This is a genomic window from Micromonospora sp. CPCC 206060, assembly GCF_036906895.1.
Lineage (GTDB): Bacteria > Actinomycetota > Actinomycetes > Mycobacteriales > Micromonosporaceae > Micromonospora.
The window spans coordinates 1-26,472 of the sequence record NZ_JBAKHU010000060.1 but is presented as its reverse complement, the minus strand read 5'-3'; the positions used below and the strand labels follow the sequence as shown (position 1 = coordinate 26,472).

Annotated in this window: 21 protein-coding genes and 1 pseudogene; 15 read left to right on the top strand and 7 right to left on the bottom strand. The window is 70.6% G+C overall.

What is annotated here, in order from left to right; all coding sequences use genetic code 11:
* Nucleotides 1-268: 268 nt before the first annotated feature.
* The 9 genes and pseudogenes from tmk to V6U90_RS26545 all read left to right on the top strand — a co-directional run bounded on the left by tmk (nucleotide 269) and on the right by V6U90_RS26545 (nucleotide 11,218).
* Complete coding sequence (tmk, locus tag V6U90_RS26590; protein WP_334442171.1) at nucleotides 269-898, top strand: dTMP kinase; 630 nt, start codon at nucleotides 269-271, stop codon at nucleotides 896-898.
* A complete protein-coding gene (locus V6U90_RS26585; RefSeq protein WP_334442168.1) occupies nucleotides 895-2,205 on the top strand; it encodes a B12-binding domain-containing radical SAM protein in 1,311 nt (436 codons plus the stop codon). Before tmk ends, V6U90_RS26585 begins: the two co-directional genes overlap by 4 nt.
* 34 nt (nucleotides 2,206-2,239) lie before the next feature.
* Nucleotides 2,240-3,427, top strand: a complete 1,188-nt coding sequence (locus V6U90_RS26580) for a DNA glycosylase AlkZ-like family protein (protein WP_334442165.1) — start codon at nucleotides 2,240-2,242, stop codon at nucleotides 3,425-3,427.
* Nucleotides 3,428-3,496: 69 nt separating this feature from the next.
* On the top strand, nucleotides 3,497-3,814 hold the full coding sequence (locus V6U90_RS26575; RefSeq protein WP_334442163.1) for a MazG nucleotide pyrophosphohydrolase domain-containing protein: 318 nt from the start codon (nucleotides 3,497-3,499) through the stop codon (nucleotides 3,812-3,814).
* A gap of 429 nt (nucleotides 3,815-4,243) precedes the next feature.
* A complete protein-coding gene (locus tag V6U90_RS26570; protein ID WP_334442161.1) occupies nucleotides 4,244-6,694 on the top strand; it encodes an ATP-binding protein in 2,451 nt (816 codons plus the stop codon).
* A gap of 151 nt (nucleotides 6,695-6,845) precedes the next feature.
* A complete protein-coding gene (locus V6U90_RS26565) occupies nucleotides 6,846-7,970 on the top strand; it encodes a hypothetical protein (RefSeq protein WP_334442159.1) in 1,125 nt (374 codons plus the stop codon).
* 131 nt (nucleotides 7,971-8,101) lie between these two features.
* Nucleotides 8,102-8,563: an RICIN domain-containing protein gene (locus V6U90_RS26560; protein WP_334442156.1), complete on the top strand. Its 462-nt coding sequence runs from the start codon at nucleotides 8,102-8,104 to the stop codon at nucleotides 8,561-8,563.
* Between the two features lie 354 nt (nucleotides 8,564-8,917).
* Nucleotides 8,918-9,953 (top strand): annotated as a pseudogene (locus V6U90_RS26550) (serine hydrolase domain-containing protein).
* 38 nt (nucleotides 9,954-9,991) lie between these two features.
* Nucleotides 9,992-11,218 (top strand): cytochrome P450, encoded by a 1,227-nt coding sequence (locus V6U90_RS26545; RefSeq protein ID WP_334442151.1) that lies wholly within the window; start codon nucleotides 9,992-9,994, stop codon nucleotides 11,216-11,218.
* 124 nt (nucleotides 11,219-11,342) lie between these two features.
* Here V6U90_RS26545 and V6U90_RS26540 read toward each other — a convergent pair whose 3' ends face one another.
* Both V6U90_RS26540 and V6U90_RS26535 read right to left on the bottom strand, forming a co-directional pair.
* Nucleotides 11,343-12,566, bottom strand: coding sequence for a S8 family peptidase (locus V6U90_RS26540; protein ID WP_334442148.1), 1,224 nt, complete (start codon nucleotides 12,564-12,566; stop codon nucleotides 11,343-11,345).
* A 72-nt stretch (nucleotides 12,567-12,638) separates the two neighbouring features.
* Nucleotides 12,639-13,862 carry a S8 family peptidase gene (locus V6U90_RS26535; RefSeq protein WP_334442146.1) on the bottom strand — a complete coding sequence of 408 codons (1,224 nt, stop codon included), beginning with the start codon at nucleotides 13,860-13,862 and terminating at the stop codon, nucleotides 12,639-12,641.
* A 306-nt stretch (nucleotides 13,863-14,168) separates the two neighbouring features.
* Here V6U90_RS26535 and V6U90_RS26530 point away from each other — a divergent pair, with 306 nt between their 5' ends.
* The 6 genes from V6U90_RS26530 (at nucleotide 14,169) to V6U90_RS26505 (ending at nucleotide 19,413) form a co-directional block, all read left to right on the top strand.
* Nucleotides 14,169-14,633, top strand: coding sequence for a DoxX family protein (locus V6U90_RS26530; RefSeq protein ID WP_334442143.1), 465 nt, complete (start codon nucleotides 14,169-14,171; stop codon nucleotides 14,631-14,633).
* Between the two features lie 181 nt (nucleotides 14,634-14,814).
* On the top strand, nucleotides 14,815-15,519 hold the full coding sequence (locus V6U90_RS26525) for a hypothetical protein (RefSeq protein ID WP_334442141.1): 705 nt from the start codon (nucleotides 14,815-14,817) through the stop codon (nucleotides 15,517-15,519).
* A 211-nt stretch (nucleotides 15,520-15,730) separates the two neighbouring features.
* Nucleotides 15,731-16,483 (top strand): C39 family peptidase, encoded by a 753-nt coding sequence (locus tag V6U90_RS26520; RefSeq protein ID WP_442933677.1) that lies wholly within the window; start codon nucleotides 15,731-15,733, stop codon nucleotides 16,481-16,483.
* An 814-nt stretch (nucleotides 16,484-17,297) separates the two neighbouring features.
* Complete coding sequence (locus V6U90_RS26515) at nucleotides 17,298-17,882, top strand: hypothetical protein (RefSeq protein ID WP_334442139.1); 585 nt, start codon at nucleotides 17,298-17,300, stop codon at nucleotides 17,880-17,882.
* 214 nt (nucleotides 17,883-18,096) lie between these two features.
* Nucleotides 18,097-18,702 carry a response regulator transcription factor gene (locus tag V6U90_RS26510; RefSeq protein ID WP_334442136.1) on the top strand — a complete coding sequence of 202 codons (606 nt, stop codon included), beginning with the start codon at nucleotides 18,097-18,099 and terminating at the stop codon, nucleotides 18,700-18,702.
* A gap of 126 nt (nucleotides 18,703-18,828) precedes the next feature.
* Nucleotides 18,829-19,413, top strand: a complete 585-nt coding sequence (locus V6U90_RS26505; protein ID WP_334442133.1) for a response regulator transcription factor — start codon at nucleotides 18,829-18,831, stop codon at nucleotides 19,411-19,413.
* 50 nt (nucleotides 19,414-19,463) lie between these two features.
* Here the strand turns inward: V6U90_RS26505 and V6U90_RS26500 are convergent, their stop codons facing one another.
* The 5 genes from V6U90_RS26500 to lanKC all read right to left on the bottom strand — a co-directional run bounded on the left by V6U90_RS26500 (nucleotide 19,464) and on the right by lanKC (nucleotide 26,138).
* Nucleotides 19,464-21,314 carry an ABC transporter ATP-binding protein gene (locus V6U90_RS26500; protein ID WP_334442131.1) on the bottom strand — a complete coding sequence of 617 codons (1,851 nt, stop codon included), beginning with the start codon at nucleotides 21,312-21,314 and terminating at the stop codon, nucleotides 19,464-19,466.
* Nucleotides 21,311-23,062, bottom strand: coding sequence for an ABC transporter ATP-binding protein (locus tag V6U90_RS26495; RefSeq protein ID WP_334442128.1), 1,752 nt, complete (start codon nucleotides 23,060-23,062; stop codon nucleotides 21,311-21,313). The genes V6U90_RS26500 and V6U90_RS26495 overlap by 4 nt, the downstream gene beginning before the upstream one ends.
* Nucleotides 23,063-23,142: 80 nt before the next feature.
* Nucleotides 23,143-23,262 (bottom strand): SapB/AmfS family lanthipeptide, encoded by a 120-nt coding sequence (locus tag V6U90_RS26490; RefSeq protein ID WP_334442126.1) that lies wholly within the window; start codon nucleotides 23,260-23,262, stop codon nucleotides 23,143-23,145.
* A 62-nt stretch (nucleotides 23,263-23,324) separates the two neighbouring features.
* On the bottom strand, nucleotides 23,325-23,444 hold the full coding sequence (locus V6U90_RS26485) for a SapB/AmfS family lanthipeptide (RefSeq protein WP_334442124.1): 120 nt from the start codon (nucleotides 23,442-23,444) through the stop codon (nucleotides 23,325-23,327).
* 6 nt (nucleotides 23,445-23,450) lie between these two features.
* Nucleotides 23,451-26,138 (bottom strand): class III lanthionine synthetase LanKC, encoded by a 2,688-nt coding sequence (gene lanKC / locus V6U90_RS26480; RefSeq protein ID WP_334442121.1) that lies wholly within the window; start codon nucleotides 26,136-26,138, stop codon nucleotides 23,451-23,453.
* Between the last annotated feature and the right edge of the window lie 334 nt (nucleotides 26,139-26,472).

Genomic DNA, 26,472 nt, shown 5'->3' with positions numbered 1-26,472 from the left:
GCCGTCTGCCCGCTGGCTTCGTCTGGACGTATCGGAAGCCAAACTCCCAAAAAGACGGTAAAGAATATCTGGTAGTGCCGAAAATTGACACATGGTCGTCTGTGTGGCGTCGTGAGAAGGGTTCACAGAGCGCTACTTTTCTATCATCCTGAGGTGAGGTGTCGCGCAGTTTCAATTCCGTGCCATGCGCTTCATGAGGAGGTCCGATGGCAAACTGCGATGCGCTGTCCGTGGTGACCCACCTGATGAGCCATCCCAAGGTCGGGTAATGAACAACGCCGACCCGGCAGGATTGTTGATCACCGTCGACGGCCAGAGCGGGGCAGGGAAGACCACCACCGCGGCGCTGCTCGCTACCCAACTCGAAGCGCACGGCCGACGGGTGCTACTCACCCGCACTCCATCATCGTCGTGCCTCGGTGCGCTGGCCCGCCACGGCACCTTCGACTTTCGTGGTCGGGAACTCACGCTGCTCGTGGCGGCGGATCGCTTTCACCACGATCGAAGTGTCATCCGTCCCGCCGTCGCGGACGGAGCGTTGGTGATCTGTGACCGGTACGTCGCTTCCTCGCTGGTGCTCGATCCTCTCGACGGCGCGGATCGTGACCTTGTCTGGGCGATCTACCGGCATTTGGCCCCGCCGGATCTCTCGATCATTTTGACCGGCGACCCGGCACGATGCACGGCCAGAGCGGTGCGCCGAGGCCACTACAGCCGCTTCCACTCCGCCGAGGTCGTCGCCAATGAGCGTGAGTTGAGCGGATTTCTCGACGCTGCGGATTTCCTGCGGCAGGTCGGTCACCGGGTCTTGGAGCACGACATCGGTACCGCCTCGGCGCGGGAAGTGGCAGAGCAGCTTGCCACAGTGATCCTTGCCATGAAGGGCGGTCGGCAATGAAGGTCGCGCTGCTCTACCCCGAGGTGTATGACATGGCCAGATTCAGGGAACGACGTAAGGAGTTCCCACCGTTCGGGGTGCTCTACCTCGGCGCGGTCATCGAGCAGGCAGCTCACGAAGTCAGCGTGTTCAAGGTGACTCCGGAGACGACCACGCTGGACCTCACTGTCTTTGACGCCGTTGGTTTCTCCGTCGCCTCGTCCGCTACCTACGGCATGATGTTGAACGCCCGCAACCGGGCCCGGATACGCCCGGACGCGCTGGTGATGGTCGGTGGAGTGCACTGCAACTTCTACCCACGGTCCAGCCTCACCGACTTCCGTGCGCACGTGGCTTCCACGGGCGAGTCGGAGGAGACCATCCTGGACATTCTCGACCGAGCCCAGACAAAGCACTTCGAGGGCGTGCCCGGAATCCTCTGGCGCGACGGCTCCACCATCCGCAGTGGGAAACCACGACCGCTGCTGCGTGACATCGACCAGCTTCCACTGCCGGCGCGTCACCTGCTTCCCGTTGAGGACTTTGTGATCACCGACCGCCTCGCCGGCACGGATCTGCGCATGGCGCACGTCATGTTCAGTCGCGGGTGTCCCTTTCCTTGTACGTTCTGTGCCGCCGGCCAGACCCGCATTCAGTACCGTAGCGGCGCGAGTGCGTACAAGGAACTCAGCCATCTGATTGACGCCTATGGCATCCAGGGCTTCGCGATCGTGGATGACAACTTCATCGTCAACAAGTCCAAGGTCGCCGACATCTGTGACCAGGTCGCCGGTCTCGGGCTGCGGTGGACGGCCCTGTCCCGGGTCGACACCGTCGATGAAGCACTGCTTTCCAAGATGGCGGCGTCAGGCTGCATTGAGATCAAGTACGGCATGGAATCCGGCAGTGAGGCTCTCCTCAAGGCGATGCGCAAGAACACCAAGCGGGAACAGATTCGTCGGGCCGTACACGCCACTGCCAAAGCGGGAATCGCTGCAAAAGTCTTCATCATTCACGGCTATCCGGGCGAAAGTCTGGAGACTACCCGTGAAACGATGGAACTGCTCGCCGAGTTGGGTTCAGCGTTGGCGCGGGTCTCGCTCTTCCGATTCGTGCCGCTGCCCGGAACCCAGGTCTACGATCAGGCCATAGCGCATGGCCTGCACGGGACTCACCTGCAACCGGACTGGGACGGTGACTGGGAAAAGTTTCACATACACCACAACGAACGCCACTGGTGGGGGACACCTGAGCAATGGGAGGAAACGCAACATTCGTACCAGTTGCTGCGGGATTTCGTTGAGAGCAGATGGAATCAGCAAGGCTGAGTGATCGACGATGGACGCATGTTAGCGTTCTGCGGTGCCTATCGCGCGACCGGACACCAGGGCCAGCAGCTCCCTGAGCACCGTCGAGGCCGGTCACCTGTGGAACTGGCTCCTGCGCGGCCAGGGACTTTCCACCGACACCCGCTACGCCGCCGTCGCGGACATCGCACACGCGGCACTCGGCCTCCATGCAGCTCGCCTGCCCTCGCCGTACGCCACCGTGCTGGCCCGTGCCAAAACGCCAGCGGTAGCGATGACCCTGTTCGAGCCGGGCGTCCATCAACAGGTCACCACCATCCGCTGTATGCGCAAGACACTGCACACCCTCCCCCTTGGCCTTGCCGCCGCAGCCCATGCCGCGACCCTGCACTATCGGGAACGGGACGCTCTCCGCCAAGTCGTCAACGCGGGCCTCAGTAGCCGGCAGATCGAGCGGACGATCGAACTGATCACCGCGCTTCTGCGTGATCACGGGTTCCTGGGCCACCGTGAGATCGAAACACGCCTGGTCACCGGCGTGGTTCCGGTCACCGCGGTGCGCCTCGCGTTGAAACTCGCCTGGGAACGCGGCACCTTGACCTACCGCAACGCCAGCCTGGGCTGGAACCAGGAGCGTCGTACCTTCGGCCTCACCACCAACGCCCATCCCCACCTCGACATGACGATGGAGCGTCGCCTCGCTACCGTTCGGCTGATCGAGGCGTACTTCGACCGCTACGGACCGGCATCGATCCACGACGCCATGTGGTGGTCCGGGCTGTCCGGCACCGCTGTCGTCGACGCGCTCGCCGACATACCCAGACCACTTGTCGCCATCACCGCACCCTGGTCAGCCTCGACTCTCTACATGTACCAGGACCGGCTCGAACAGTTCCATCATCAGGCGGCCGGCGGGGCGCCACTGTCCGGGCTGAACTTCCTCGCCCACGAGGACGTGGCCTTCAAGGCATACTTCGACACCCGGCGGCGCTACCTCGCCGAGCTTGACGAACGCGCAGCGTTCAACCAGATCGGCGAGGTGCTACCCACCATTGTCGTCGACGGCCACATTGTCGGCACCTGGTCCTGGGACGCGCGAGGGCGGCGGATCGCCTGCGCCCTGGTCAGGGGGCATACCGATCCTTCCCTGCGCGCGGAGATCAGGAAATGGGCTACCAGCGCCTCCGCTGCGATGCGGCTGGGGCACACCCCTCGCACGACACGCCGTGACCCATCGTCCTGAGCAATCCGCAAGACGCCAGACTTCGGTAAGGTCCGATCTATTCATAAGCCCGGTCATAGGGGTTGTCAGATGCGTGTACTGCCGAACGAGCTGGTACTCCACGAGATCCAGCGCTACGTCGCCGACATGGAGAAGGACCGGGGCTTCGCCGATCGTAGTGTCCTGCAACAGTGCCTGCTCCTCGGCGAGGAGGTCGGTGAGCTGTTCAAAGCCGTCCGCAAGCGTGAATCCCTGACCATCGGTACCACCTCCGTCGTCGGCACCGTGGACGAAGAACTCGCGGATATTCTCATCTTTGTCTGCGCCATCGCGAACCGCTACGGAGTGAACCTCGAAGAGGCGTTGCAACGTAAGGAACAACTCAACGAGAGCCGAGCCTGGAGGTAGGGGCCGGTCAGTCGGATACCTGATTGAGCGATCTTTGTATTTCGGGCGTGACGTGCCCTCGGTGATCAGCTCATGAGGCCGACCATCGCCGCCGATGCGCTACAGCGGACTCTCACCCGGTACCTCACCACCACGTTCGGGCTCAGTGAGGGCTTCACTTTCCTGGCTGCACCAGGCCAGGGCGTTCCGGCGGCTGACCACAAAGGACGGCGAGGCCCGGCCGCCCCTGCGTACCGCCGGGTGCACGTCGATCATGGAGTTGTGGTGCCCCGCAAAAGGTGTAGATAGGGGTGATCTGCCCACCACAAGTTCATGATCGACGGCGAGGTGGTGAGCGGGGCGGTTCTGTCGGAGGGTCGACGTGACGATCGGTTGATAGCACAATGTCAGCCAGTGATCCTTGGTAGTGCTGGTGCGACGCTCGTCCGGATGCCGAAGAGGTGCGGGGTGGGGGAGACCGGTCGGGAGGCCCTGGTCCGGTTCGTCGACGAACTCAGACGGCTCCGCCAACTCGCCGGTGCGCCGTCGTTGAACAATCTGGTGGCGATCGCCGCCCGGTTGCAGCACCCCCTGGCCCGCTCCACACTCAGCGACAAGCTCAACGCCAAGTCGCTGCCCGACTGGGACTTCGTGGTCGCGTACGTCGACTCCTGCGTCGCCCATGCCGAGCAGGTCGGCGCGCGATTGCCGGCGGAGCTGACCGACCTCGCCCACTGGGACGCCGCGCACTGGCGGCTGCTGCGGGCGGCGGACGACGCCCGCGCCGACGAACGGCTCGCCAGCGCCGCCAGAGCCGAACTCGGGCGGCAGAGCCGCACCGCCCCGGCCGCAGCGGTCCTCCCGACCGGGCGGGACCGGGTGGTACCCCGGCAGCTTCCCCCGGCGGTACGACACTTCGCCGGACGGTCGGCGCCGCTCGCCGCGCTGGACGCCCTGCTGGCCGAGCCGGACGGTGAACCCGGCACGGTGCTGATCTCGGCGATCGGCGGCACCGCCGGGGTCGGCAAGACCTCGCTCGCCGTGTACTGGGCGCACCGGGTCGCCGACCGGTTCCCCGACGGGCAGCTCTACGTCAACCTGCGCGGCTTCGACCCGGACCGGCCGGCGATGGGTCCGGCCGAGGCGATGGCCGGTTTCCTGGAGGCGCTCGCGGTGCCACCGGAGCGGATCCCGGTGGGGCTCACCGGGCAGGTCGCGATCTACCGCAGCCTGCTGGCGGGCCGGCGGATGCTGGTCCTGCTGGACAACGCCCGCGACGCCGACCAGGTCCGCCCGCTGCTACCCAGCTCACCGGGCTGCCTGGTGCTGGTGACCAGCCGTAACCAGATGCCGGGTCTCATCGCGGCGGAGGGCGCCCATCCGCTCGCCCTCGACCTGCTCGGCCCGACGGAGGCGCGGGAGTTGCTCGCCCGGCGGCTCGGTGCCGCGCGGGTCGCCGCCGAGCCGGTTGCGGTGGACCGGATCGTCGCCGCCTCGGCCGGGCTGCCGCTGGCGCTGGCCATCGTGGCCGCCCGGGCCGCCACCCATCCGGACTTCAGCCTGGCCCGGCTCGCCGACGAGCTGGACGGCGCCCGGGGCAGCCTCGACGGGTTCACCGGAGGGGAGAGCGCCACCGACGTACGGGCGGTCCTCTCCTGGTCCTACCGGAGCCTGGACCCGTCGGCGGGCGGCCTGTTCCGCCTGCTCGGGCTGCATCCCGGCCCGGATCTGTCCGTCGCCGCGGCCGCCAGCCTCGCCGGTGTTCCGATCCCGGAGGTACGGCCCAGCCTGGCCGCGCTGATCCGGGCGAACCTGCTCACCGAGCAGAACCCGGGGCGGTACGTCCTGCACGACCTGCTCCGCGTCTACGCCGTCGAGCAGTCCGCCGCCAGCGACAACGACGGGGAGCGCCGGGCCGCGACCCGTCGGCTGCTCGACCACTACCTGCACACCGCGCACAGCGCCGACCTGCTGCTCTACCCGCACCGCGACCACATCGAGGTGCCGGCCGCGCAGCCCGGTGCGGCCCGGCCCGGCCTACGCGACCGGGACGAGGCGTGGGCCTGGCTCACCGCCGAGCACCGGACCCTGCTCGCCGTGGTCGCCCTGGCCGCCGGCAGCGGATCCGGTACCCACGCCTGGCAGTTGGCGTGGAGCATCAACACCTACCTGGACCGGTCCGGCGCCTGGCAGGACCAGTCCACCGTCCAGCAGCTCGCGCTGCGCGCCGCCGTGCAGGTCGGGGACCGCACCGGTCAGGCCCGCGCGCACCGCAACCGGGCCGTGGCGTGTCTGCGGCTGGGCTGCTTCGACGAGGCACACGACCACCTGGCGCAGGCCCTCACCCTGCACGACGCACTCGGCGATCACGTCGGCGCGGGGCGTACCGAGCTCAACCTGGGGATCCTCGCCGAACGGCAGGGCCGGTACCGGCAGGCCCTCGACCACGCGCAGCGGGCCTTCGACCGGTTCACGCTCGCCGGCCACGCCCACGGGCAGGCCAACGCACTCAACAACATCGGCTGGTACCACATCCAGCTCGGCGACCACCGGCAGGCGCTCGACCACTGCCGGCGGGCGCTGGCCGAGCACCAGCGGATCGGTAACCGGTACTGGGAGGCCCACGCCTGGGACAGCCTCGGGTACGCGCATCACCACCTCGGCGAGCATGCCGAGGCCGTCGACTGTTACCAGCAGGCCCTGGCCCGGTGGCGGGAGGCGGGTGAACGCTACTACGAGGCCACCACCCTGACCCACCTCGCCGACACCCGGCATTGTGCGGGTGATCCCGGTCCGGCCCGTACCGCCTGGCGGCAGGCGCTGGACATTTTCGACCAGCTCGGTCACCCGGACGCCGAACAGGTCCGGGCCCGGCTCGACTCCGGCCCGCCGGAAGCCTGACCACCCGACCGGCGGTGCCGCCGGCCCGACCGTCGCTCCGCTGTCCGGGAAACCGCCGGACAGCGCCTGCCTCCGCCACCGTCCAGGGGAAAAGCCGCCGTCGGACGGAAGGATTTCCGTGATCCCCACCCGCTTCAGACGCCTGAGGGCGATGACGGCGCTCGGAGGTGCGCTGGCCCTGACCCTGGCCGTGGCACCGGCCGACGCGTCGCCCGCGCACGCCGTACAGGCCACCGCGTCACAGGTCGTCGGCTTCACCGTCGGTATGGACGGCCGTGTCTACGCGGCGTCCTTCACCGGCCTCAGCCCGTTCACCAGTACCGCGATCGCGCCGCCGGGGGCCGGGGTCAGTGCCGTCCGGCAGTCGGACGGCAACGTCGCCGTGTTCACCATCGGCAACAACGGCGGGCTCTTCTCCCTCGTGACCAGTTCGGCCGGATCGGGTACCCGGATCTCCCAGGTCGGACCGAGCGGACTCGCCAACCCCGGCGGCCGGGTCAACGCGGTGAGCGCCCCGGACGGCTCCATCCACGTCGCCTTCCCCGGCAAGGACGGTGCCGTTTACGGTGCCTCCTACACCAGCACCATGCAGCTGACCTCGGGGGTGCAGCGGGCCTCCGCGACCGGCGTGGCACCGTCGAGCGCGGTCGCCGCCGCGTGGGTCTCCGGCGTACCGGGGGCCGTCTTCGTCGGTTCCGACGGTGCGCTGCACTCGGTCTGGCGGACCGGCACCGGCACCTGGACGACCATCCCGGCCAGCGCCCCCGGTCTGGCCTCCCCGGGTGCCGGCGTCACGGCCGTCGTCAAGGGCGGCACAGCGGCGTACGTCGGCGGGCTGGACGGCCGGCTCTGGCAGGTCAGCGTCACGACGAGTGGCGGCGTGCCGGATCCGTGGGATCCGGTGGCCATCTCCGGCACCGGCGTCGTACCGGTCGGCGCCCGCCTCGCGGTGGCCCGCTTCGACTACGGCTCGACGAATGTGGTCTTCGCCGGTGCCGACGGGGCGATCCGGGTGGTCACCAACCAGACCGGCTCCTGGGTGACCTCGGTGACCACGACGGCCGGGATCGCCCAGCCCGGCGCCCCGGTGGCGACGCTCACCTACGGCGACTACCTCTACTCGGACTGGTGCGGCAACGACCTGTGGTGGTGGTTCTGGTGGAAGCGCCCGTTGCCGCCGCCCCCGCCGCCGCCGTGGTACGGCGAAACGCTCTCGTTCCGGACCACCATTCCGGTGCGCCAGGGCTACGAGGTGTCGATGACCCTGTTCCGGTAACGCGCCGGGGCCGCCGGCAAGCGGCTCTCCGTACCTTCTCCGGCCCCACCTTCCGTCGGTACACCTACTTCCACTCGATGAAGGGAATCACCATGCAACTGTCAGTCGCATCCATGCGCCGGACGAGAATCATGACCGCACTGCTGCTCATGGTCGGCCTCGTCGTCGCTTTCGCCGGCCTGGCTCCGGCTGCTCAGGCTGCCCCCGGTGCGGGTGCGGGTGCGGGTGCGGGTGCGGGTGCGGGTGCGGGTGCGGGCCCGGCCGCGCCGATCGAGGCGAGCACCGAGCGGTCCGCGGATGTCGGTACCGCCGCCTACCAGTACTACGAGGTGCGTAACAGGCAGAGTGGCAGGTGTCTGGAGGTCTACAACTTCGGCCAGGCAGACGGGACCAACGTCATCCAGGTGAGCTGTTGGGGTGGCACGAACCAGCGCTGGCGCCTCGTCCTGCTCAGCAACGGGTACTACGAGTTGCGGGCCCAACACAGCGACAAGTGTCTCGACTCGGTCGCGCCCGACAACTTCGCCGATGTGGTGCAGGTGGGCTGCTGGGGCGGATGGAACCAGCACTGGTACTTCGTCGCCGTCGGCTAGGTGACCCTGCTCCGGTAGGCCGCCGTCCGACTCGGCGGTGCCGGCGCGGCCGGTCGGACGCGGTACGGAAACGTGGTCCTGGCTCCGGATCGTCCGGAGTCAGGACCGTCCGTTCCGTGGCCTGTGCACCACGGTCGCACCGGCATACGCGTGGACGGGGCGGACCCGGACACCGTCCTCGACCCCGGCACCAACGGCTGGTGGGTGTACGCCGACCCCGCCGGCCACCCCTTCTGCCTCCTCCTCTGCCCCCTGCACCACCGCTGACTCCGTCGATCATGGAGTTATGGTGGGGCTTTTCTCCGCATTAGAGGAGTTTGCGGGGCACCGCAAGTCCATGATCGGCCGCTGCAGGTGGCCGCGTACCTGCACGGTGAGCCGATCGTGGACGCCTGCGCGGGTGTCGCCGACAGCACCACCGGCCGGCCGGTCACCCCGGACACACCGTTCTTCAGCTACTCGACCGGCAAGGGTCTAATCTCCACCGTCGTGCACGTACTCGCCGGGGTTGCTCGACTACGACCTGCGGATCGCCGAGGTCTGGCCGGAGTTCGCCCGACACGGCAAGGACACGGTGACCCTGCGGCACGCGCTGACCCAGTCGGCGGGCGTACCGGCGCTGCCCCCCGATGTTACCGCCGACGATCTGACCGACTGGGACCGGATGTGCGCCATCGTCGCCGACAGCGAGCCATTGTGGAGCCCGGGTGCCCGGCACGGGTACCACGCCTGGACCTACGGCTGGCTGGTCGGGGAGGTGATCCGCCGGGTCACCGGCCGGACGGTCGGGCAGGTGCTCGCCGACGAGGTGGCCGGTCCGCTCGGCGTGCGCGACGAGCTGTTCCTCGGCGTACCCGATGACCAGCTCGACCGGGTCGCGCGGCTGGAGGAACGGGACTGGTCGGCGGCGATGGCGATGATGGCCGCCCACGTCCCGAACCTTGACCGGGTGCTGCCGCCCGGGGTGCGTACCGATGCGGCGCTGGCCAACCGCCGGGACGTGCGGCGGGCCGACATCCCCGCCGTCGGTACGCTCAGCGCCCGCGCCATGGCCCGGATGTACGCCGCGCTGCTCGGCGCGGTCGACGGGGTACGCCTGGTCTCGCCAGCCCGGCTGGGGGAGATTTCCACCGTCCAGGTACGCGGGGCCGACTGGGTTTTCGGCCAGGAGTCGGCGCTGACCCTCGGGTACGCCGTGGAGACGGACGGGGCGATGTTCGGTTGGAGCGGGGCTGGCGGGAGTCTGGCCGGTGCCGCCCCCGGTCTCGGCCTGAGTATCGCGGTGACCACGAACGTCCTGGCGTTCAGCCCGGATGAGGACACTATGGAGGATCTACGTAGCTTTATCCTCAATGGCGTTGCTTCGATCATCGACCCCTCGGTAGCGTAGCGAACCGGATACTCATGGTTACCACTGGAGGTGTCACCATGACCGGTACCGCCGCGACCGACCTGCCGATGTTCCCACCCGACGACCGGCCCTGGGGCCCCTTCGAGATTCTGCGCGACGAGGACCGCAAACGCTGGGAGAGCGCCCCGGTCAGCCGGGTCCGACTGCCCACCGACGGTTGGGCCTGGCTGCTCACCCGGCACGCGGACATCCGGCAACTGCTCCGCAGCCCGGATGTCAGTTCGGACGCCACGCGTCCGGGATTCCCGCTGCTGCGTCCGTTGCCGCCCCCGGAGGAGCAGGACCGGCGGGGTGCCTTCATCGGGATGGACGGCGCCGAGCATGCCCGGTTCCGCCGGATGCTCACCGCCGAGTTCATGGTCAGGAACATCCGCCGGATCGAGCCGCTGATCCGGCAGACCGTGGTGGACGCGTTGGACGCCATGCGCGACGCCGGATCGCCGGCTGACCTGGTGACGTCGTTCGCCCTGCCGGTACCGTCCATGGTGATCTGCCACCTGCTCGGTGTGCCCTACACCGATCATGACTTCTTCCAGAGTCGCAGCCGCACTCTGCTCGACCGGACGGCTCCGCTCGACGACGTCCGCTCTGCCGCCGACGAACTGCGCGACTACGTCCGCAACCTGGTCGAGGTGAAACTGGCTGCCGTCGAGCCGGGCGACGACCTGCTCAGCCGGCTGGCCAACGAGCGGGTCGCCACCGGGGAGTTGGAGGTGGAGGAACTGGTCGGGGTGGCTCTGCTGCTCCTGGTCGCCGGGCACGAGACCACCGCCAACATGATCGGCCTGAGCACCCTGCTGCTGCTCCAGCACCCCGAGCAGTTCGCCGCCCTGCGCGACCGGCCGGACCTGGCCGACGACCTGGTGGAGGAGCTGCTGCGCTACCTGACCGTGATCCGGACCGGACTGCTGCGGGTGGCGGTACGCGACATCGAGATCGGCGGTCAGCTCATCCGGGCCGGCGAGGGGGTGATCGCGATGCTCTCGTTGGCCAACCGGGACCCCGACGTGTTCACCGATCCGGAGGGTTTCGGCCTCAGCCCGGCCGCACACCAGCATCTCGCCTTCGGCTTCGGCGTGCACCAGTGCATCGGGCAGCCGCTGGCCCGCGCCGAGCTGCGGATCGCCCTGGTCGAACTGGCCCACCGGTTCCCCCGGCTGGCTCTCGCCGTCGACCCGGCGGACGTGCCGGTACGGGGCACCTCGGTGGTGTACGGCGTGGCCGAGCTGCCGGTCACCTGGTGAACCTGCGCGTCGCCGGCCGGTGAAACCACCTGACCAGGCCGGCGGCGTGCAGCTACCGGTCATCCGGACGGGTGTCTCCCAGCCCGGTGGATATGCACCCCGGACCGGGAGGCACCGCAGCGGGTCAGGGGCCGCAGTAGAGCAGCCGGTTCGGCGTGTTGGTGTTGGCGGGGATCCCGGTCACCAGGCCGACGGTGGCCCGGCTGACGAGGTAGCTGTGCACCTGGGCGGGCGTCCAGGTCGGGTTGGGCGACAGCGCCAGGGCCGCACACCCCGCGACGTGCGCGGCGGCCATCGACGTGCCGCTGATGGTGTTGGTCGCGGTGTCGCTGGTGTACCAGGCGGAGGTGATGGTGATGCCGGGGGCGTAGAGATCCACGCACGGCCCGTAGTTGCCCGCGGTGTGCCGGGCGTCCGTGCTGGTGGTGCTCGCGACGGTGAGCGCGGGGGTGACCCGGGCCGGGGAGAAGTTGCAGGCGTTGGTGTTGGAGCTGCCGGCCACCACGGCGTAGGTGACCCCGGAGTTGATCGAGTTGACGATCGCGGCGTCCAGGCTGGCGTTCGGGCTGCCGCCGAGCGCCATCAGCGCCACCGCCGGCCGCACCGCGTTGGCGGTCACCCAGTTCACCCCGGCGATCACCTGGGTGTAGCTGCCGCTGCCGGTGCAGCCGAGGACCCGTACCGGGTGGAGCTGGACCTCCTTGGCCACCCCGTGCCGGGTGCCACCGATGGTGCCGGCGAGGTGCGTACCGTGACCGTTGCAGTCGTCGGCCGGCAGGGCGTTGTCGATGAAGTCGGCGCCCCCGGTGACCCGGCCGCCGAAGTCGGTGTGGGTGCGCCGGATGCCGGTGTCCAGGACGTACGCGTGCACGTTGTGCGCCGTGTTCGGGTAGGCGTACCGGCCGTTCAGCGGCAGGTAGCGCTGGTCGATCCGGTCCAGCCCCCAGGACGGCGGGTTGAGCTGCTCACCGGGACCGATGAGGGTGCTGACCGTGCGGTTCTGCTCGACGTAGGCCACCGCCGGGTCGGCGGCGAGCCGCCGGGCCGCCCGCTCCGGCAGGCGTGCCTCGAAACCGTTGAGGGCACTGCCGTAGACGTGCCCGACTGTCCCGCCGTAGCGGGCGCGCAGCCGGTCTGCGGCGGCGGTGACGGCCGTGGTGCCGGCCGGGCGGTCCGCACCGTCGCGGAGGACGACGATGTAGCTGCCGGCCACCGCGTCCGGGCTGCCCGCGTACCGGATCTCACCGCTGCCGGCGGCGCTCGCGGCGGCCGGGGTCAGCGCGCCGGCCAGCACGGCCGCCACCCCCAGCACCAGCAGACGCCGGCCCCGGGTACCTGATCTGATCATGATCGTGTCCCTTCAGATGGGGCCGGCCCCGGGGCGGATACCGCCTCGGGGCCGGTGGAGCGGACTAGCGGGTCAGAAGGTCGGAGCCAGGTAGAGCAGCTTGTTCGGCTGAGGGTTGCCGGTCAGCACGCCGTTGGTGGCGTTGTTGACGATGTAGGCGTGCACCTGCGCCGGGGTGTAGGTCGGGAAGACCTCCAGAACCCGGGCGGCGGCACCGGCGACGTGCGGCGAGGCCATCGAGGTACCGCTGATGGTGTTGGTGGCGGTGGTGCTGGTCCACCAGGCCGACAGCACGCCCACGCCGGGGGCGTAGAGGTCGGTGCAGCTGCCGTAGTTGGAGAACGAGGCGGTGGTGTCGTTGCTCGCCGAGGCGTTCACGGTGAGCGCGGTAGGCACCGAGGCCGGCGAGAAGTTGCAGGCGTTGGCGGCGGAGTTGCCGGAGGCCACCGCGTAGGTCACCCCGTCGGCGATGGAGTTGGCCACCGCGGTGTTCAGCGAGGCGTTGTAGCCGCCGCCGAGGCTCATGTTGGCCACGGCCGGCTGACCGGCCTGGTGGTGGGAGGTCACCCAGTTGACGCCGGCGATGACCTGGGCCCAGGTGCCGCTGCCGGAGCAGCTGAGCACCCGGACAGCGATCAGCCGGACGTCCTTGGCCACCCCGTACCGGGTGCCGCCGACGGTGCCGGCGACGTGGGTGCCGTGGCCGTTGCAGTCGGCGGCCGGCAGCGCGTTGTCGACCGCGTCGTAGCCGTCGACCGCCTGGCCGCCGAAGTCGGTGTGGCCAACCAGGATGCCGGTGTCGATGATGTACGCGTTGACGCCGGTGCCGTCGCTGACGTAGCTGTAGGTGCCGCTCAGCGGGAGGTTTCGCTGGTCGATCCGGTCCAGGCCCCACGGCGGGCTGGTCTGGGTGGTGCTGATCGACACCTCGTGGTTCTGCTCGACGTAGGCGACCGCCGGGTGGGCGGCCAGGCGCTTGGCGGCCTGCTCCGACAGCCGCGCCTCGAAGCCGTTCAGCGCGTCACCGTAGACGTGGCCCAGCTTGGCGCCAAACCGCTCGGCGAGCGAGCCGGCCAGGCTCTGCACGCCGGCCTGGCGGGTGCCGGCACGGCCACCGACGGCGCTGTCCTTGAGCACCACGATGTAACTGTCGGCGACGGCGGTCGCGCCACCGGCGTGCAGGATCGACCCGGTGGCCGGTGCGGCCTGGGCGGGGGCGCCGACCATGGCGGTGACCATGGCGGCGGTGGCGAGTACGCCGAAGGCGGCGGTCCGCCGAGTGCGCGGGAGTGTCATCTCCCAGTCCTCCCTAGTGTGTTGGCTTTTCGTGCCGGCGAGGGTGACCGGTACGAAAAGCCGACCTGGACGGTTGGGAGGATCGTACATTCGCAAACGCCAATGTGAATGGCGGAATCTGTGCACAGTATGAGGACGATATTGGGAAAGTATTTCAGGTTCCTGACAGATTCCGTGCTGGCGGGTACGGCGAGTGAATATGAATCAGGTGTGCCGCCGGTACGGGTCGATCTTCCGAAGCGGTCGCCGGACGACCCGGACGGTTGGCGGCGGTCGTGGGAGACGGCCGGGTGACGCCGGTCACGCATGCTCCGGTACGACAAGTTCCGGCCCAACCAGGAGGACGAGACCATGAACGAGGAGCACGCCCTGCCCACCCGGCCGGTGGTGCGCACCCGGGCGGCACACGTCACGCTCTGGGTGGCGCAGGTCCTGATCGGGGTCTTCTTCATCGTTGCCGCCGCCGCGCCCAAACTCCTCGGCGAGCGGTACGTGGTGGAGATGTTCGACCAGATCGGCGGCGGTACCTGGTTACGCCTGCTCACCGGTGTACTGGAACTCGCCGGTGGCGTCGGCCTGCTGATCCCCCGGCTGTCCGGTCTGGCCGCGCTCGGGTTGGTCGGGGTCATGGCCGGCGCGTCGTACACCGTGGTCTTCGTCCTGGACACCCCGGTCAGGGTGGTCCTCCCGGCGCTGCTCGGCGTCGTCCTCGCCCTGATCGCCTGGGGGCGCTGGCCGGAGACCCGGGCACTGGTCACCACCCGGCGTTGACCCGGAGTTATCTGCCGGAAATCCGCTTTTCGCGCCCGCTGTCCGGTGACCCGCGCCTCAGCGCAGGCCACCGGTGACGATTCTGGAATGCCCACTCGACCGAGCTGGTTGATTTCCCCTGTACGCCGGCGTAAACGTCGCCGGAGCAGTGGAAATCCCCTCGATCGAAAGGGCAACCATCGTGAAGAACACCTTCACTCGATGGCTCCCGGCCATCGCGCAGAATTCCAGCCGCAAGACCGTACTGACCGTGGCCGGCGTTGCCGCCCTCGGCGGCCTGGCCCTCGGCCCGGCCGCAGTGGCGTCGCCGCTGACCGGCGAGCCGAACCTGGACGCGGTGTCGGCGATCAACACCGCCACCGGGCGGACCGCGTCGGCGGCCGGTGCTCCGGCGAACCCGGACACCGCCGGCAGGCAGGCCGAGCGCTCCACCGCCCGGCCGGGCATCGAGAAGCTGATCCCGTACGGCGTGCAGGGGTCGCAGTCGACCATCGCACTCGACGATGACCAGCTTGCCAATGCCAAGGCCATCATCGACACCGCCAGGAAGACCGGTGTGGGTGAGCGGGGCGCGGTGATCGGTGTGGCGACCGCGTTGCAGGAGTCGAAGCTCTACAACCTCGGCCACCTCGGCGTCATCAACGACCACGACTCGCAGGGTCTGTTCCAGCAGCGTCCGTCGTCGGGCTGGGGCACCCCCGAGCAGATCACCGACCCGGAGTACGCCTCGACGGCGTTCTTCAACGGGCTGAGGAACGTGCCCGGCTGGCAGGACCTGCCGCTCACCGTGGCCGCGCAGACCGTGCAGGTCTCGGCCTACCCGTTCGCGTACGCGCAGTGGGAGCAGCAGGCTGCGGAGATCGTGCAACAGCTCTGGCGTAGCTGACACTCCGGTGACGGGCCCGGTGGTTCCGCCGCCGGGTCCACGTCCACCAGGGCTCCGTGTGTGTGGAAGGGCCCCTTCCTATACCGGATCCGTTGAGAAGGGGCCCCTCCTTACGTCCCGGTGACGATGGCCGGGGCCGCCACCTCCACTGTTCGAGTGCCGCCCCGCCGGGCGGTCGAGTCCCGCTGGGAGGGTGACCGAAGTGAACACGATGTTCGACCGGTGGCTACCGGCCCTCACCCGGATTCCGGCGCTGCGAAACAGCGCACTGGGTGTCGCCGGTCTGGCGTTTGTCGGTACCGCCATCGCCGGCCAGGCCGCCTCTGTCCACGCCGTACCGGTCGGGGGCGGGAAAGGTGTGCTGTACCAGCCGTCCGAGCGGGGCGAGCCCGGCAGCCGTGGGGCGGGCCGGGATGCCGACCGTCGGGGTGATGACCGTCGGGGCGATGACCGCCAGTCGCACCGGGTGCTGGGCGTGCAGTACCAGGCGCAGCCGAACTACTACTACTGCGGCCCGGCCGCGACGCGGATCGCGTTGTCGACCTTTGGCCGGACACCGTCGCAGGACGAGTTGGCCGAGCGGCTCGGGACCACCGTGGCCGGGACCAGTTCCGCACTGGACATCACCCGGGTACTGAACGAGCAACTCGGGGAGCAGGTGTACCGGACCACGGAGATCCGCGACTCGGTGGCCCGGCCGGAGCAGGTCGACCGGCTGGTCTCGGAGGTCCGCCGGGCCGTCGACGACGGCCGTGCCGTGGTCGCCAACATCAAGGGTACGGCGGTGGACGTCGACGGTGGGATGCACTCGTTCGAGGGCGGGCACTACCTGACCGTGACGGGCTACCGCGACGAGGGTCGGGTGGTGCGGATCGCCGACCCGGCGGACCCGCAGCGGGGCGAGTACTGGCTGACCGCCCCCGATCTGGCCGACTGGATCGCGGAGCGCGGCTACTCCGCCTGACCCGCCACACCGCCCCTCCTCTCACGTCGATCATGGAGTTGTGGTGGGGGGATTGACCCCTTACACACCTTATGCGGGGCACCACAACTCCATGATCGACGTGGGAGGAGGGGGGTGGAACAACAGCTGACCACAGGTGAACGACAACAGGTGAAATGTGATCGACCGGCTGGCCGGGTCCCTACCACAGGGACCCGGCCAGCAGCGTCTGATTACCGACTCGTTGACAGTGTGCGACAGAACGAACACGACGTTACGATGTCGAGCGTCTCCCACCTGAAGGGTCGTCCCCCCTTTGCGCCGTCCCGCGAGCACTCCGCGACCAGCCGTGCCCCGGCCCGGCCTGCGCGGTGCCGCCCGCTGGATCGTCCTGATCGCGGGAGCCGCGGGCGCCGGGTTCTGTGCCCTGGCGTTACTGGACAGCCCTGCCCTGGCCAGTGATGGTCGGCACCGGGCGGGCGGGTCGGCGGAGGTGTCCGGTGCGGAGGGTCCGGACCGATCCCTCCGTGGCCTGGCGGACCTGGTCAGGCAACTTACCGACGACCGCGAGCCGGAGGGCACGGCGCCGGTGGGTGGGGAACCGGAGGGCGGAGTGCCGACCCCGGTCAGTCCCGAACCGCAGCCGCCGGGTTCCGATCAGGACCCGCTACCCCCGGCGCGACCCGGGTCCGGCGGGACCGGGTCCCGCCCCGCGCCGTCCGGCGACGACCGACCTTCGGCGCCCGGACCATCACCGTCGCCCGGCCGGTCCGTCGGGACGGTGGGCGGATCGGCCGCCACGACAGAGCCCCGGTCACCGCAGCTGACCTCCCGCGTGGCCGACGCGGTGCCGGTGGTACCGGCCGCCGTCCGTGCCATCTCGACAGTGGTCACCGGTCTCCCGCCGATGCTGCCCGGCGCGGTCGAGGGTCTGCTCGATCCGGTCGTCTCGTTGACCGACCGACTGCTCGACGCCCTGCTGCCACCGGCGGCAGCCTGCCCGGTCGATTCCGGTCCGGCCCGACCGCCGGTCCCGGCGCCCGGACCGCCCCGCAGTGAGGTCGGGGGCGGTGCCGACCAGGGCCAGTCGACCCCGGTACCGCCGAACCCGGTGCTGGCCCGGACCTCGCTCTGGTCGCCGTGGCCGCCGATGCTCGTGATGCGCCAACCGGCGTCCGGACCTGCGGTGGGCGGCGCCGTGGTGGTCGGCCCGGCCGGCCCGTCGCCGCCGGGGACCCTCGACCGCTCCGGCGACCCTGACGGCGAGTACGCGCTGACCGCCGACCGGGGTACCGGCTCCGGCCCGATGGTCCACCGCGGCTGGCGCTGGCTGCCCGACCCGGTTGCCACCGGCCCTGTCGCCCCCCGCTCGACCGCTGTCGTCGGTCGCTCTCCCGCTGTGGTCGCCCGTCCCGGCTGATTCGCTCCGTTACCGCCTACCGGGCCGGGTCATCAGCCCGTACCCGACTCGGTAGGCGGGGTCAGCCGAGGCCTGACCGCCCCGCGTCGGGGCGCGTCACGGCTGGACGTCGTACCCGTTCCGCTCGCGACCGGACCGTTGCCCACCCGTCACCCGTATGCCGGTGCCGGGCTGCCGGCTGTCGCGACGCGTACCAGAGATCGGAGCGAGGGCAATGATCCGCGTCGTTGTCATGGAGGAGATGGGACTGCTGCGCGGCGCACTGCGGGCCGTGCTGTCCAACGAGGAGGACATGGAGGTCGTCGCCGATGTGGCGGAAGTGGGGGAGATGCTGACGGTGGTACGCCGGGAACAGCCGGACGTCGCCGTGCTCGACCTGAACCTGGACGCACCTGACCATCTCGGGGTGATCGAGCGGATCGGTTACCTCGCCCCCGGCACCTGCGTGCTGGCGATGAGCAGCCGGTGGCGGCCGGCGGTGATGCAGGCGGCGGCGGCCGCTGGCGCCCGGGGCTTCATCAGCAAGGACGGGCCGCCGGACGAACTGGTGCGCATGGTCCGCTCGATGGCCGCCGGAGAGCGGGTGATCGATCCGTTGGCCGCCGTTGCGGTGCTCGGGTCACCGAAGAGCCCACTCACCCGACGGGAAACCGAGGTGCTCCGGGCGGCTGCCGAAGGGTTGCCGTTGAAGGAGATCGCCCGGCGGCTCTACCTGGCCCACGGGACCGTGCGGAACCACCTCTCGGTGATCATGCGCAAGACCGGTACCCGCAACCGGCTGGAGGCCATCCGTCGGGCTCAACGCGATGGATGGTTGTAGCGGCCGGCCGCTCGGTGACAGGCGGGGTTTCGCCCCCGGTCCGTCACCGAGCGGCACCCCCGTGGAGGTGTTTGAATGACAGCGGTCCGTGATGGTGGTGCTACTGAAAGCTGAGAAGGGACACTGGTGATCCGCACACTTCTCGCTCTTGACGGGGCTCTGATCCGGGGTGCGCTCGCTCTCGTGCTCGCCGCCGAGCACGACATCCGGGTCGTCGCCGAGGTCGACCGGGATGACAACCTCGATCAGGCGCTCTGGACACAACTGCCGGACGTCGCCGTGGTCGACGCCGACCTGATCGCCGTTGACAACCCGGCACCGACGGGACCGTGTCCGCTGCTGGTGCTCGCCGATCCCCGTCGTCCCAGGGGTCTCTACGACCTGCTCTGTGCCCGCCGGGCCGTCGGCATCCTCGGCAACGATGTCTCACCGCAGCGGGTGGTGGACGGCGTCCGGCGGTTGGCCAGGGGTGAACCGTTGGTGGACGCGGACCTCGTCGTCGCCGCACTCGGCCCGACCGGCCCGTTGACCGGCCGGGAGGCCGATGTCCTGGACCTGGCCGCCACGGGGTCGCCGGTCAGCGAGATCGCCCGACGGCTCAGCCTGTCGCCGGGCACCGTGCGCAACCACCTCGGCCGGATCAAACGCAAGACCGGGGCGCGTACCCGCATCGAGGCGGTGCGCGTCGCGCAGAACGCCGGTTGGATCTGACGGACGGCTGTCGACCGGGCGGCCCGTCGCCGGGCACCGCGGAGGGAGGACTACCGGCAGGACCGGGCCGGCCCGGTCGACGGCTGGGGGATATCGCGGTCCCAGTAACCGGCGAGTTCCCGGTACGTCGCTGACCGGGCCAGCAGTTCGTCGTGGGTACCGGTGACCGGCCGGTCCTCGTCGAAGACCAGCACCCGGCGGGCCCGCAGCGCGGAGCTGATCCGGTGCGCGATGACCACCAGCGCACCGGGTCGCCGGGCGAAGGCATGTTCCACCTGTGCCTCCGTGACCGGATCGAGATGACAGGTGGCCTCGTCGAGCACGACCACGCGGGCGGGGGACAGGTACGCCCGGGTGGCGGCGACCAGTTGCCGCTCCCCGGCGGACAGCCCGACCGGCGTGATCCGGGCCGACAGGCCGCCCAGCCTGGCAGCGAGTGGCCCGCCGCCCAGTGCGTCGAGCGCGGCCAGCAGCGTGCACTCGTCGGCCTCCGGGTTGAGGTAGCGCAGGTTGTCGGCGAGCGTCGCGGTGAAGACGTACGCCTCCTGGGGTACCAGCACCCGCAGTCCGGCGAGGACGGCCGGTGACGCGCCGGTCGTCAGGATCCCGGCGAGCCGTACGGTGCCCGAGTCGGGTTGCAGCAGTCCGGTCATCAGGGCAGCCAGGGTCGACTTGCCCGCACCGCTCGGACCGACCACGGCGAGATGGTCCCCGTCGGCCAGGTCGAGGTCGAACCCGTCGAGCACCGGTCGGGCCCGGTGCCCGTAGCGGAAGGTAAGGCCGCGTAGCCGTACCGTCGGCCGGTCCCCGGCCCCGGCTTCCGATCCGCCGGACACCGGGGGAGTGACCGCAGCCGGGACCTGGTGCGCATGGTCCGGGGCCTGTTCCGCATGGTCCGGGGCCGGGGCGGCCTGCTCCGGAGCCGGGGCCGGGGCCGCGTCGGCGGGCCGGGCGACCGACTCCGCGCCGAGCAGCCGGTCCAGGGTCACCACGTACCGCAGGCCACCGCCCCCCACCCCGTGCACCAGGGCGTGCAGCGCGGGCCGCAGACCCGTCGAGACGTAGATCAGTGCACCGAGTACGGCACCGGCGGTGACGCCCTGCCGGACCAGCCACGGTGCGGCCAGTAGCAGTACCGCCACCGGCGACCAGCCACCCACCCCGAGACTGAGACTGCGCAGCGCGGCCATCCGGGACACCGTCCGCTCCGCTGCGGCCTGCGCGGCCACCCGGCGGCCCACCTGCGCGACGACCCGTTCCCCGGCGCGGGCGGCAACCACGTCCCGGTGACCGGTCAGGGCCGCGCCGGCGGCCCGGGCGAACTCCTCGCCGGCCACGACGAGGTCCCGCTGGTGCCGCACCATGGCCGGTAGGGCCGCGCCGAACACCACCAGCCCGGCCAGGAGCGGACCGGCCACCAGCGCCGCGACCACCGGAGCCAGGGCGAGCAGACCGAGCAGCGCCGCACCGGCGGCGAACAGGAAACCCCGGACCACCATCAGCAGACCACCGAAGGTGTCCCGGACCACCTCCACCTGGTGGGTCAGCCGGGCCACCGCCGTACTGTCCGTCCGGGACCCGCTGTTCCCGGCCCCGTTCAACGTCGCCCGGACCAACCGCGTGGTGAGTTCGTCCCGGAACGGCTCCACCACCGCACCGAGACTGAGGTACACCCGCCCGGTGCCCCACGCGCCGACGGCGACGGTCACCGCCAGCCCGGCCAGCCAGGCCAGCCCGGCACCGAACCGCCCGGCGAGAAAACCGTCATCCACCGCCCGCGCGGTCAGATAGCCCGACAGCAGGGCCGGCAGCGACTCCGCCACCGACCAGCCGGCCAGCCGGGCCAGCGCGGCCCGCCGGTCGGCGAGGATCCGCCAGGTCAGCCGGCGTACCCCGGTCACCGGTCGTCCTCCGACGGCAGGAACATCGACCGGTAGGCGGGATCCGACCAGAGCCGACGGTGCGGCGCGAGGGCCCGCAGCCGACCGGCGTGCAGCCAGGCCACCAGGTCGGCTGCCGCCGCCGTGGCCGCACGGTGGGTGACCACCAGCCGGGTACGCCCACCCGACCGCTCCACCACCGCCTGGCCGATCCGGTGCGCGGTGGCCGTGTCCAGGCTGGACGTGGCGTCGTCGAGGATGAGCAGGCGTTCGGCGGACAGGGCCCGGGCCAGTCCCAGCCGCTGCGCCTCGCCACCGGAGAGCGGCGCGTCGGCCAGCGGTGTCCGGTAGCCTTCGGGCAGCCGCTCGACGTATCCGTCCACGGCAGCGCTGCGGGCGGCCCGCCGCACCGGCGGGCTCGCCGCCCGGCCGTCGACCGGTACCGCCGCCTGGTCGTCGGGCAGGCCCAACCCGATCGCGTCGTGCAGGGTCTCGCCCACCAGCACCGGCCGTTCGAAGGCGTACCCGACCGCCCGGCGCAGTGCCGCCCGGCTCAACCGGTGCAGCGGTGCCCCGTCCAACAGGACCTCCCCGGCGTCCGGGTCCTGGAGCCGGCCGGCCACGGCGGCCAGGGTGGACTTACCGGAACCGGACTCCCCGACCACCGCCACCATGGCGCCGGCCGGTACCACCAGGTCGACATCGCGCAGCACCGGCCGGCCGTCCGGAGCCTGGACGGTCACCCCGCACAGCCGTAGCGCACCACCGCCGGGTGGCAGTGGGTCCGCGCCGTCGTGGCCGCCCGGTTCGTCGAGGACCGTGGCGATCCGGTGCGCACCCGCCCGGCTGCGGACCAGCCGGTTCAGGGTGGCCAGTACCGCGCCGAGCCCGGCGCCGAGGGCGGCGTACTGCACCGCGGCGACCAGTTGACCCGGGGTGAGCCAACCGAGGGTCAGGGCGTACCCGCCGACCGCGACAACCGCGAGTTGCAGCAGCGGCGCCACGGCGGCCGTGCGGGCGGCGGCCCGGGCCAGCAGCGCCCAGCTGCGCCGGCCGTGGCCGGCGAGCTCCGGCAGCGGGGCCAGTACCCGCGCCACCTCCCGGTGTGCGGTGGCGGCAGCGGCGATGGTGCGGGCACCGGCGAGCGCCTCCACCAGACGACCCGCGATATCACCCTGTACCCGCTGGTACTCGGCGGTCACCTGGGAGGCGTCGGCGACGAAGGTGCGCATCGACAGCGCGAGCAGCCCGAGACCGGCGATCATCGTCAGTCCCAGTACCGGCTCCAGCAGCAGCAACGCGACGATGCTGCCCACCGGTGGTAGCAGGGCGACCAGGCCCAGGACGGCCGCCGTACCGACCTGGCCGGCGTCCGCGGCCTGCCCGGCCAGCCGGCCGACCAGATCCCCGACCGGGTACCGGCCGGCGGTCCGTGGGGCCAGGGCGAACAGGTGCCGCAGCAGCCGGGCCCGTAGCGTGGCGGTGGCCCGCGCCGTACCGTGACCGGATGCCAGGTCGGTGGCCGCGTCGGTGAGAATCAGGATGCCCACCAGCACACAGGCGGCAGCCGGCCACCAGCCGGTGCCGCCGGCCAGGGCGGCGTCGACCGCCCGGCCGAGGACGACGGGAAACAGCAGCATGGCGGTCGCGCCACTGAGCGCGACCGCCGCCAGCGCGACGGTCCAACCGCCGCCGTACCGCACCACCTGCCGGAGCAGTCGGTCCCCCCGGAGCCGGTGTGGATCGTCCCCCCGGACCATCGTGTCCATCGGCCCTCCGAGCGGTGCGCGGACATGGGATTGCCCTGGGCAGGCACGTCTGCCCGCCCAGGGCCCCACGATTGACCCGATCAGTTGCAGGTCGTGATGGAGAGCGAGCTGTCGCCGCAGAGCAGCAGGCTCGCCTGGCTGCCGCCGCCGGAGCGGTCGGCCGGGGCCATTTCCAGGCCCTGGAGGTCCAGGAGCGCCATTGTCGTGTCACCTCCCTTCACCGGTGGGGACAAACGACCTGGTGGCCGGCATGCCGACCCGATCAGTTGCAGGTGGTGATGGAGAGCGAGCTGTCGCCGCAGAGCAGCAGGCTCGCCTGGCTGCCGCCGCCGGAGCGGTCGGCCGCGTCCAGCTCCAGAGCCTGGAGGTCCAGGAGCGCCATGTCGTGTCACCTCCCTTCCACGGTGTCGATGGGAGTGCCCTCGTACTGGTCACGAGGGAGTCCGGGAGCGTCGGGCAGGGGCGCGAGGAACGGCAGCGTCACCGGTTCGTCCTGCCGCGCGGTGGCCACCGCGAACAGCACGCCGGCGGTGCCGGTGGCCAGATCCATCGACAGTCGCAGCAGCTGTTCGCCGGGGAAGGCGACACCGTCCCGGTAGGGCAGCGCGTGCCAGGCCAGCCGCTGGATCTGGGTGTCGAGTTCCCGCCGGTCCTCGGCGTCGCGTGCGGTCGCCGCCAGGTAGCTGACGATGCCGGCGCGACCGGCGAACAGACCCGACTGGGCGTAGAACGGGGAGCGCGCGGCCAACCGGGCCGCCCGGGCCATCCGGGCGAACTCCTGGTCCGGCCGATGGGTGAGGTACCGGTCGAGGACCAGTCCGATGCCGACACCGCCCACCGCGAGGTACGGCATGGTCCGCCAGCCCTCGTCGACCTCCAACGCGCCGTTGGGGCGGAGCATGCACCGGCGCAGATCCTGTCGCAGGGCGGTGGCAGCGTGGTCCAGCAGCGCCGGATCACCGGTCACCTCGTACCGCCGCAGGAACATCAGCGCGGGTCCACTGCGCCCGCGCAGCAGTCCGGCGTACGGGTGCCGACCGCCGCTGACGTCCGGCCCGGGATCGTCGGCGATCTGCTCGACCACCCGCTCCACGGCCCGCTGCGCGGCGTCGGTGAGGGACCGTTCGCCGGTCCGCAGACCCAGCTCGGTGAGGCTCAACGCGATGCCGGACAGGCCGCTGAGCAGGCTGTGGTCCAGGCCGTCCCAGGATTCGCCCAGGCAGATGTCGAGGACGTCCAACGCCTCCTGCCGGCGCCCGAGGTGTTCCAGCGCGTACGCCACACCGTGCAGGCCGTCGTAGAACCCGCAGCGGGTCCCGGACGCCCGGGCCAGGGCCCGGCGGATCAGCCAGTCCTCGTGCGCGGGATGCCGGCCGGCGCCGCTGACCGACAGGGCGTACAGCACCCCGGCGGCACCGTGGGTGAGGTTCAGCCCGCCACTGCGGAACTGCTCGATGTCGCCGGGGAAGAGCCGGTCGGTGCGGTCCGGGGTGGCGCTGGCCAGGATCGCCCTGCTGAGCCGGTCGCGCAGCGCCGGCCAGTCGCCGGCGTCGAAACCGACGCCCGGGTCGTACCCCTGACCGGTCACCGGCGTCCGGCCGCTCGCGGCGCCGGTGACCGGGGTCAGGGTGGTGGTTCCGGAGCCGGCCGAGGTACGGGACAGCGCCGCAGGGTCGGTGGCGGTGATGTCGGCGACCGCCCGGTCCAGGAACTCGCGCGGCACCGGGAAGTGCGCGGCGATGATCTCCGCCAGGTGGGCGGCCTTCGCCGGGACGAGCCGGATCAACTGGGTCAGCGGCAGGAACAACGCCAACCGCAGGCAGGCCAGGGCGTACCGGTCGACCGCCGGGCCGGTCCAGCCCGTCGGTGCCGCGAAGCCCTGGTTACGCAGGGCGGGCCGGTGCCCGCCGATCGGTGCGGCGACCTCGAAGTCGATCAGCGCGACCCGGTCGTCGGGGCGGACCATGACGTTGAACAGGTGCAGGTCACCGTAGACGATGCCGCGTTCATGGATCGCGTCGATGACCGACTCGACCTGCTGGTGGATGTCGAGCGCCCAGCGTGCGTAGTCGGCGCGGGCGGCGTCGGTGGCGTCGGCGTCGATCAGCGGGTACCGCTCGACCACCAGCTTGTTCAGCGATCGGCCCTCGATGAACTCCAACGCCAGGAATCGGTGGTCGCCGAGGGTGAACTCGTCGTGCACCCGGGGCACCTGGGGGAGGTCGACCAGCTCGCGGAGGGCCGCCGTCTCCTTCGCCAGCCGGGCTACGGCATCGGTGCCGTCCGCGTCCAGGCCGGCGTGCGGGCGTGCCTCCTTGAGCACCACCTGGGTGTCGGTACGCAGGTCCCGTCCCACGTAGAGGCCGCCACCGTTGGAGAAGTGGATGACCCGTTCGATCCGGTACGGCAGATCGTTGGTGCTGTTGGCGTTCCGGGCGGTGAGGTGTGGGGCGAGGAAGTCGGGCAGCGTGACCCAGGAGGGAACGTGGAAGACCGGGTCCCGTCGGTCCGGGACCAGGACGCCACTGTCATCGGCGATGGCCGGTACCACCTGACCGTCCTCGGAGAGGCAGTACCGGGCGGCGAATCCGCCGTAGCGGACGTACACCGGCCCGGAGCCGTAGCGCAGGTCGCTGAGGATGTACGGGCCGGGTTCGCCGGCCAGCAACTCGTCGAGCTCCTTGCAGGTCAGCTCCAGTTCCGCGTCGTCGCGCGGGTAGATGGTGACGAACTTTCCGCTGGAACCCCGGGCGGCGTACTTGGCGTTGCGCAGCAGCAGGGTCTGCGGGCTGCGCAGGAACTTGAACGACAGGCCGCGCGGTACGCAGTAGTCGAAGATCTTGTCGAGCACCCGCTCGGCGTTGTCCAGGCAGGCCGAGATGTGGACCTTCCAGCCCTGCGGGGGGAGCGATCCGCCCTCCGGGCCGTAGATCAGCCAGTCGCCGCTGCGTTCGGACCGCCACCCTTCGGGGTCCGGCCGGCCGGCCCGGGGGAAGGCCGGCCGGTCGGTGGCATTCCCCAGGGAGTCGTAGAACAGGCGGTCTGCGGCACAGTAGCTGTCATAGCGCTCGTGCACCGTCCGGCTCCCTCCGCTGATCCGAACCGTTTTCGCTCCGTTCGATGTATTCGATCCTGTGGTACGCGGGGCGGGGCTTCTAGTGCGGTTAGTCATAAGGTGGCGTGAATGCCGCACGGACACTCATGACAAATGTCAGTACAGAGGCATGAGCGAATACCGAACTGCGTTCGTGTTGCCATCCGTCCGGTTGACGGCCGGATGTCCGGTTCGGGTCCCGGCTTGGTGGCCCGGCGGCGGTGGGGAATGGTGGCGGGTCGGGGGTCGTTGTGTATCGGGTACGACCGAGGAAGCGTCCGCGCTGGTCAGTGAGCGTGGGTGTGGGTCGCCGGGA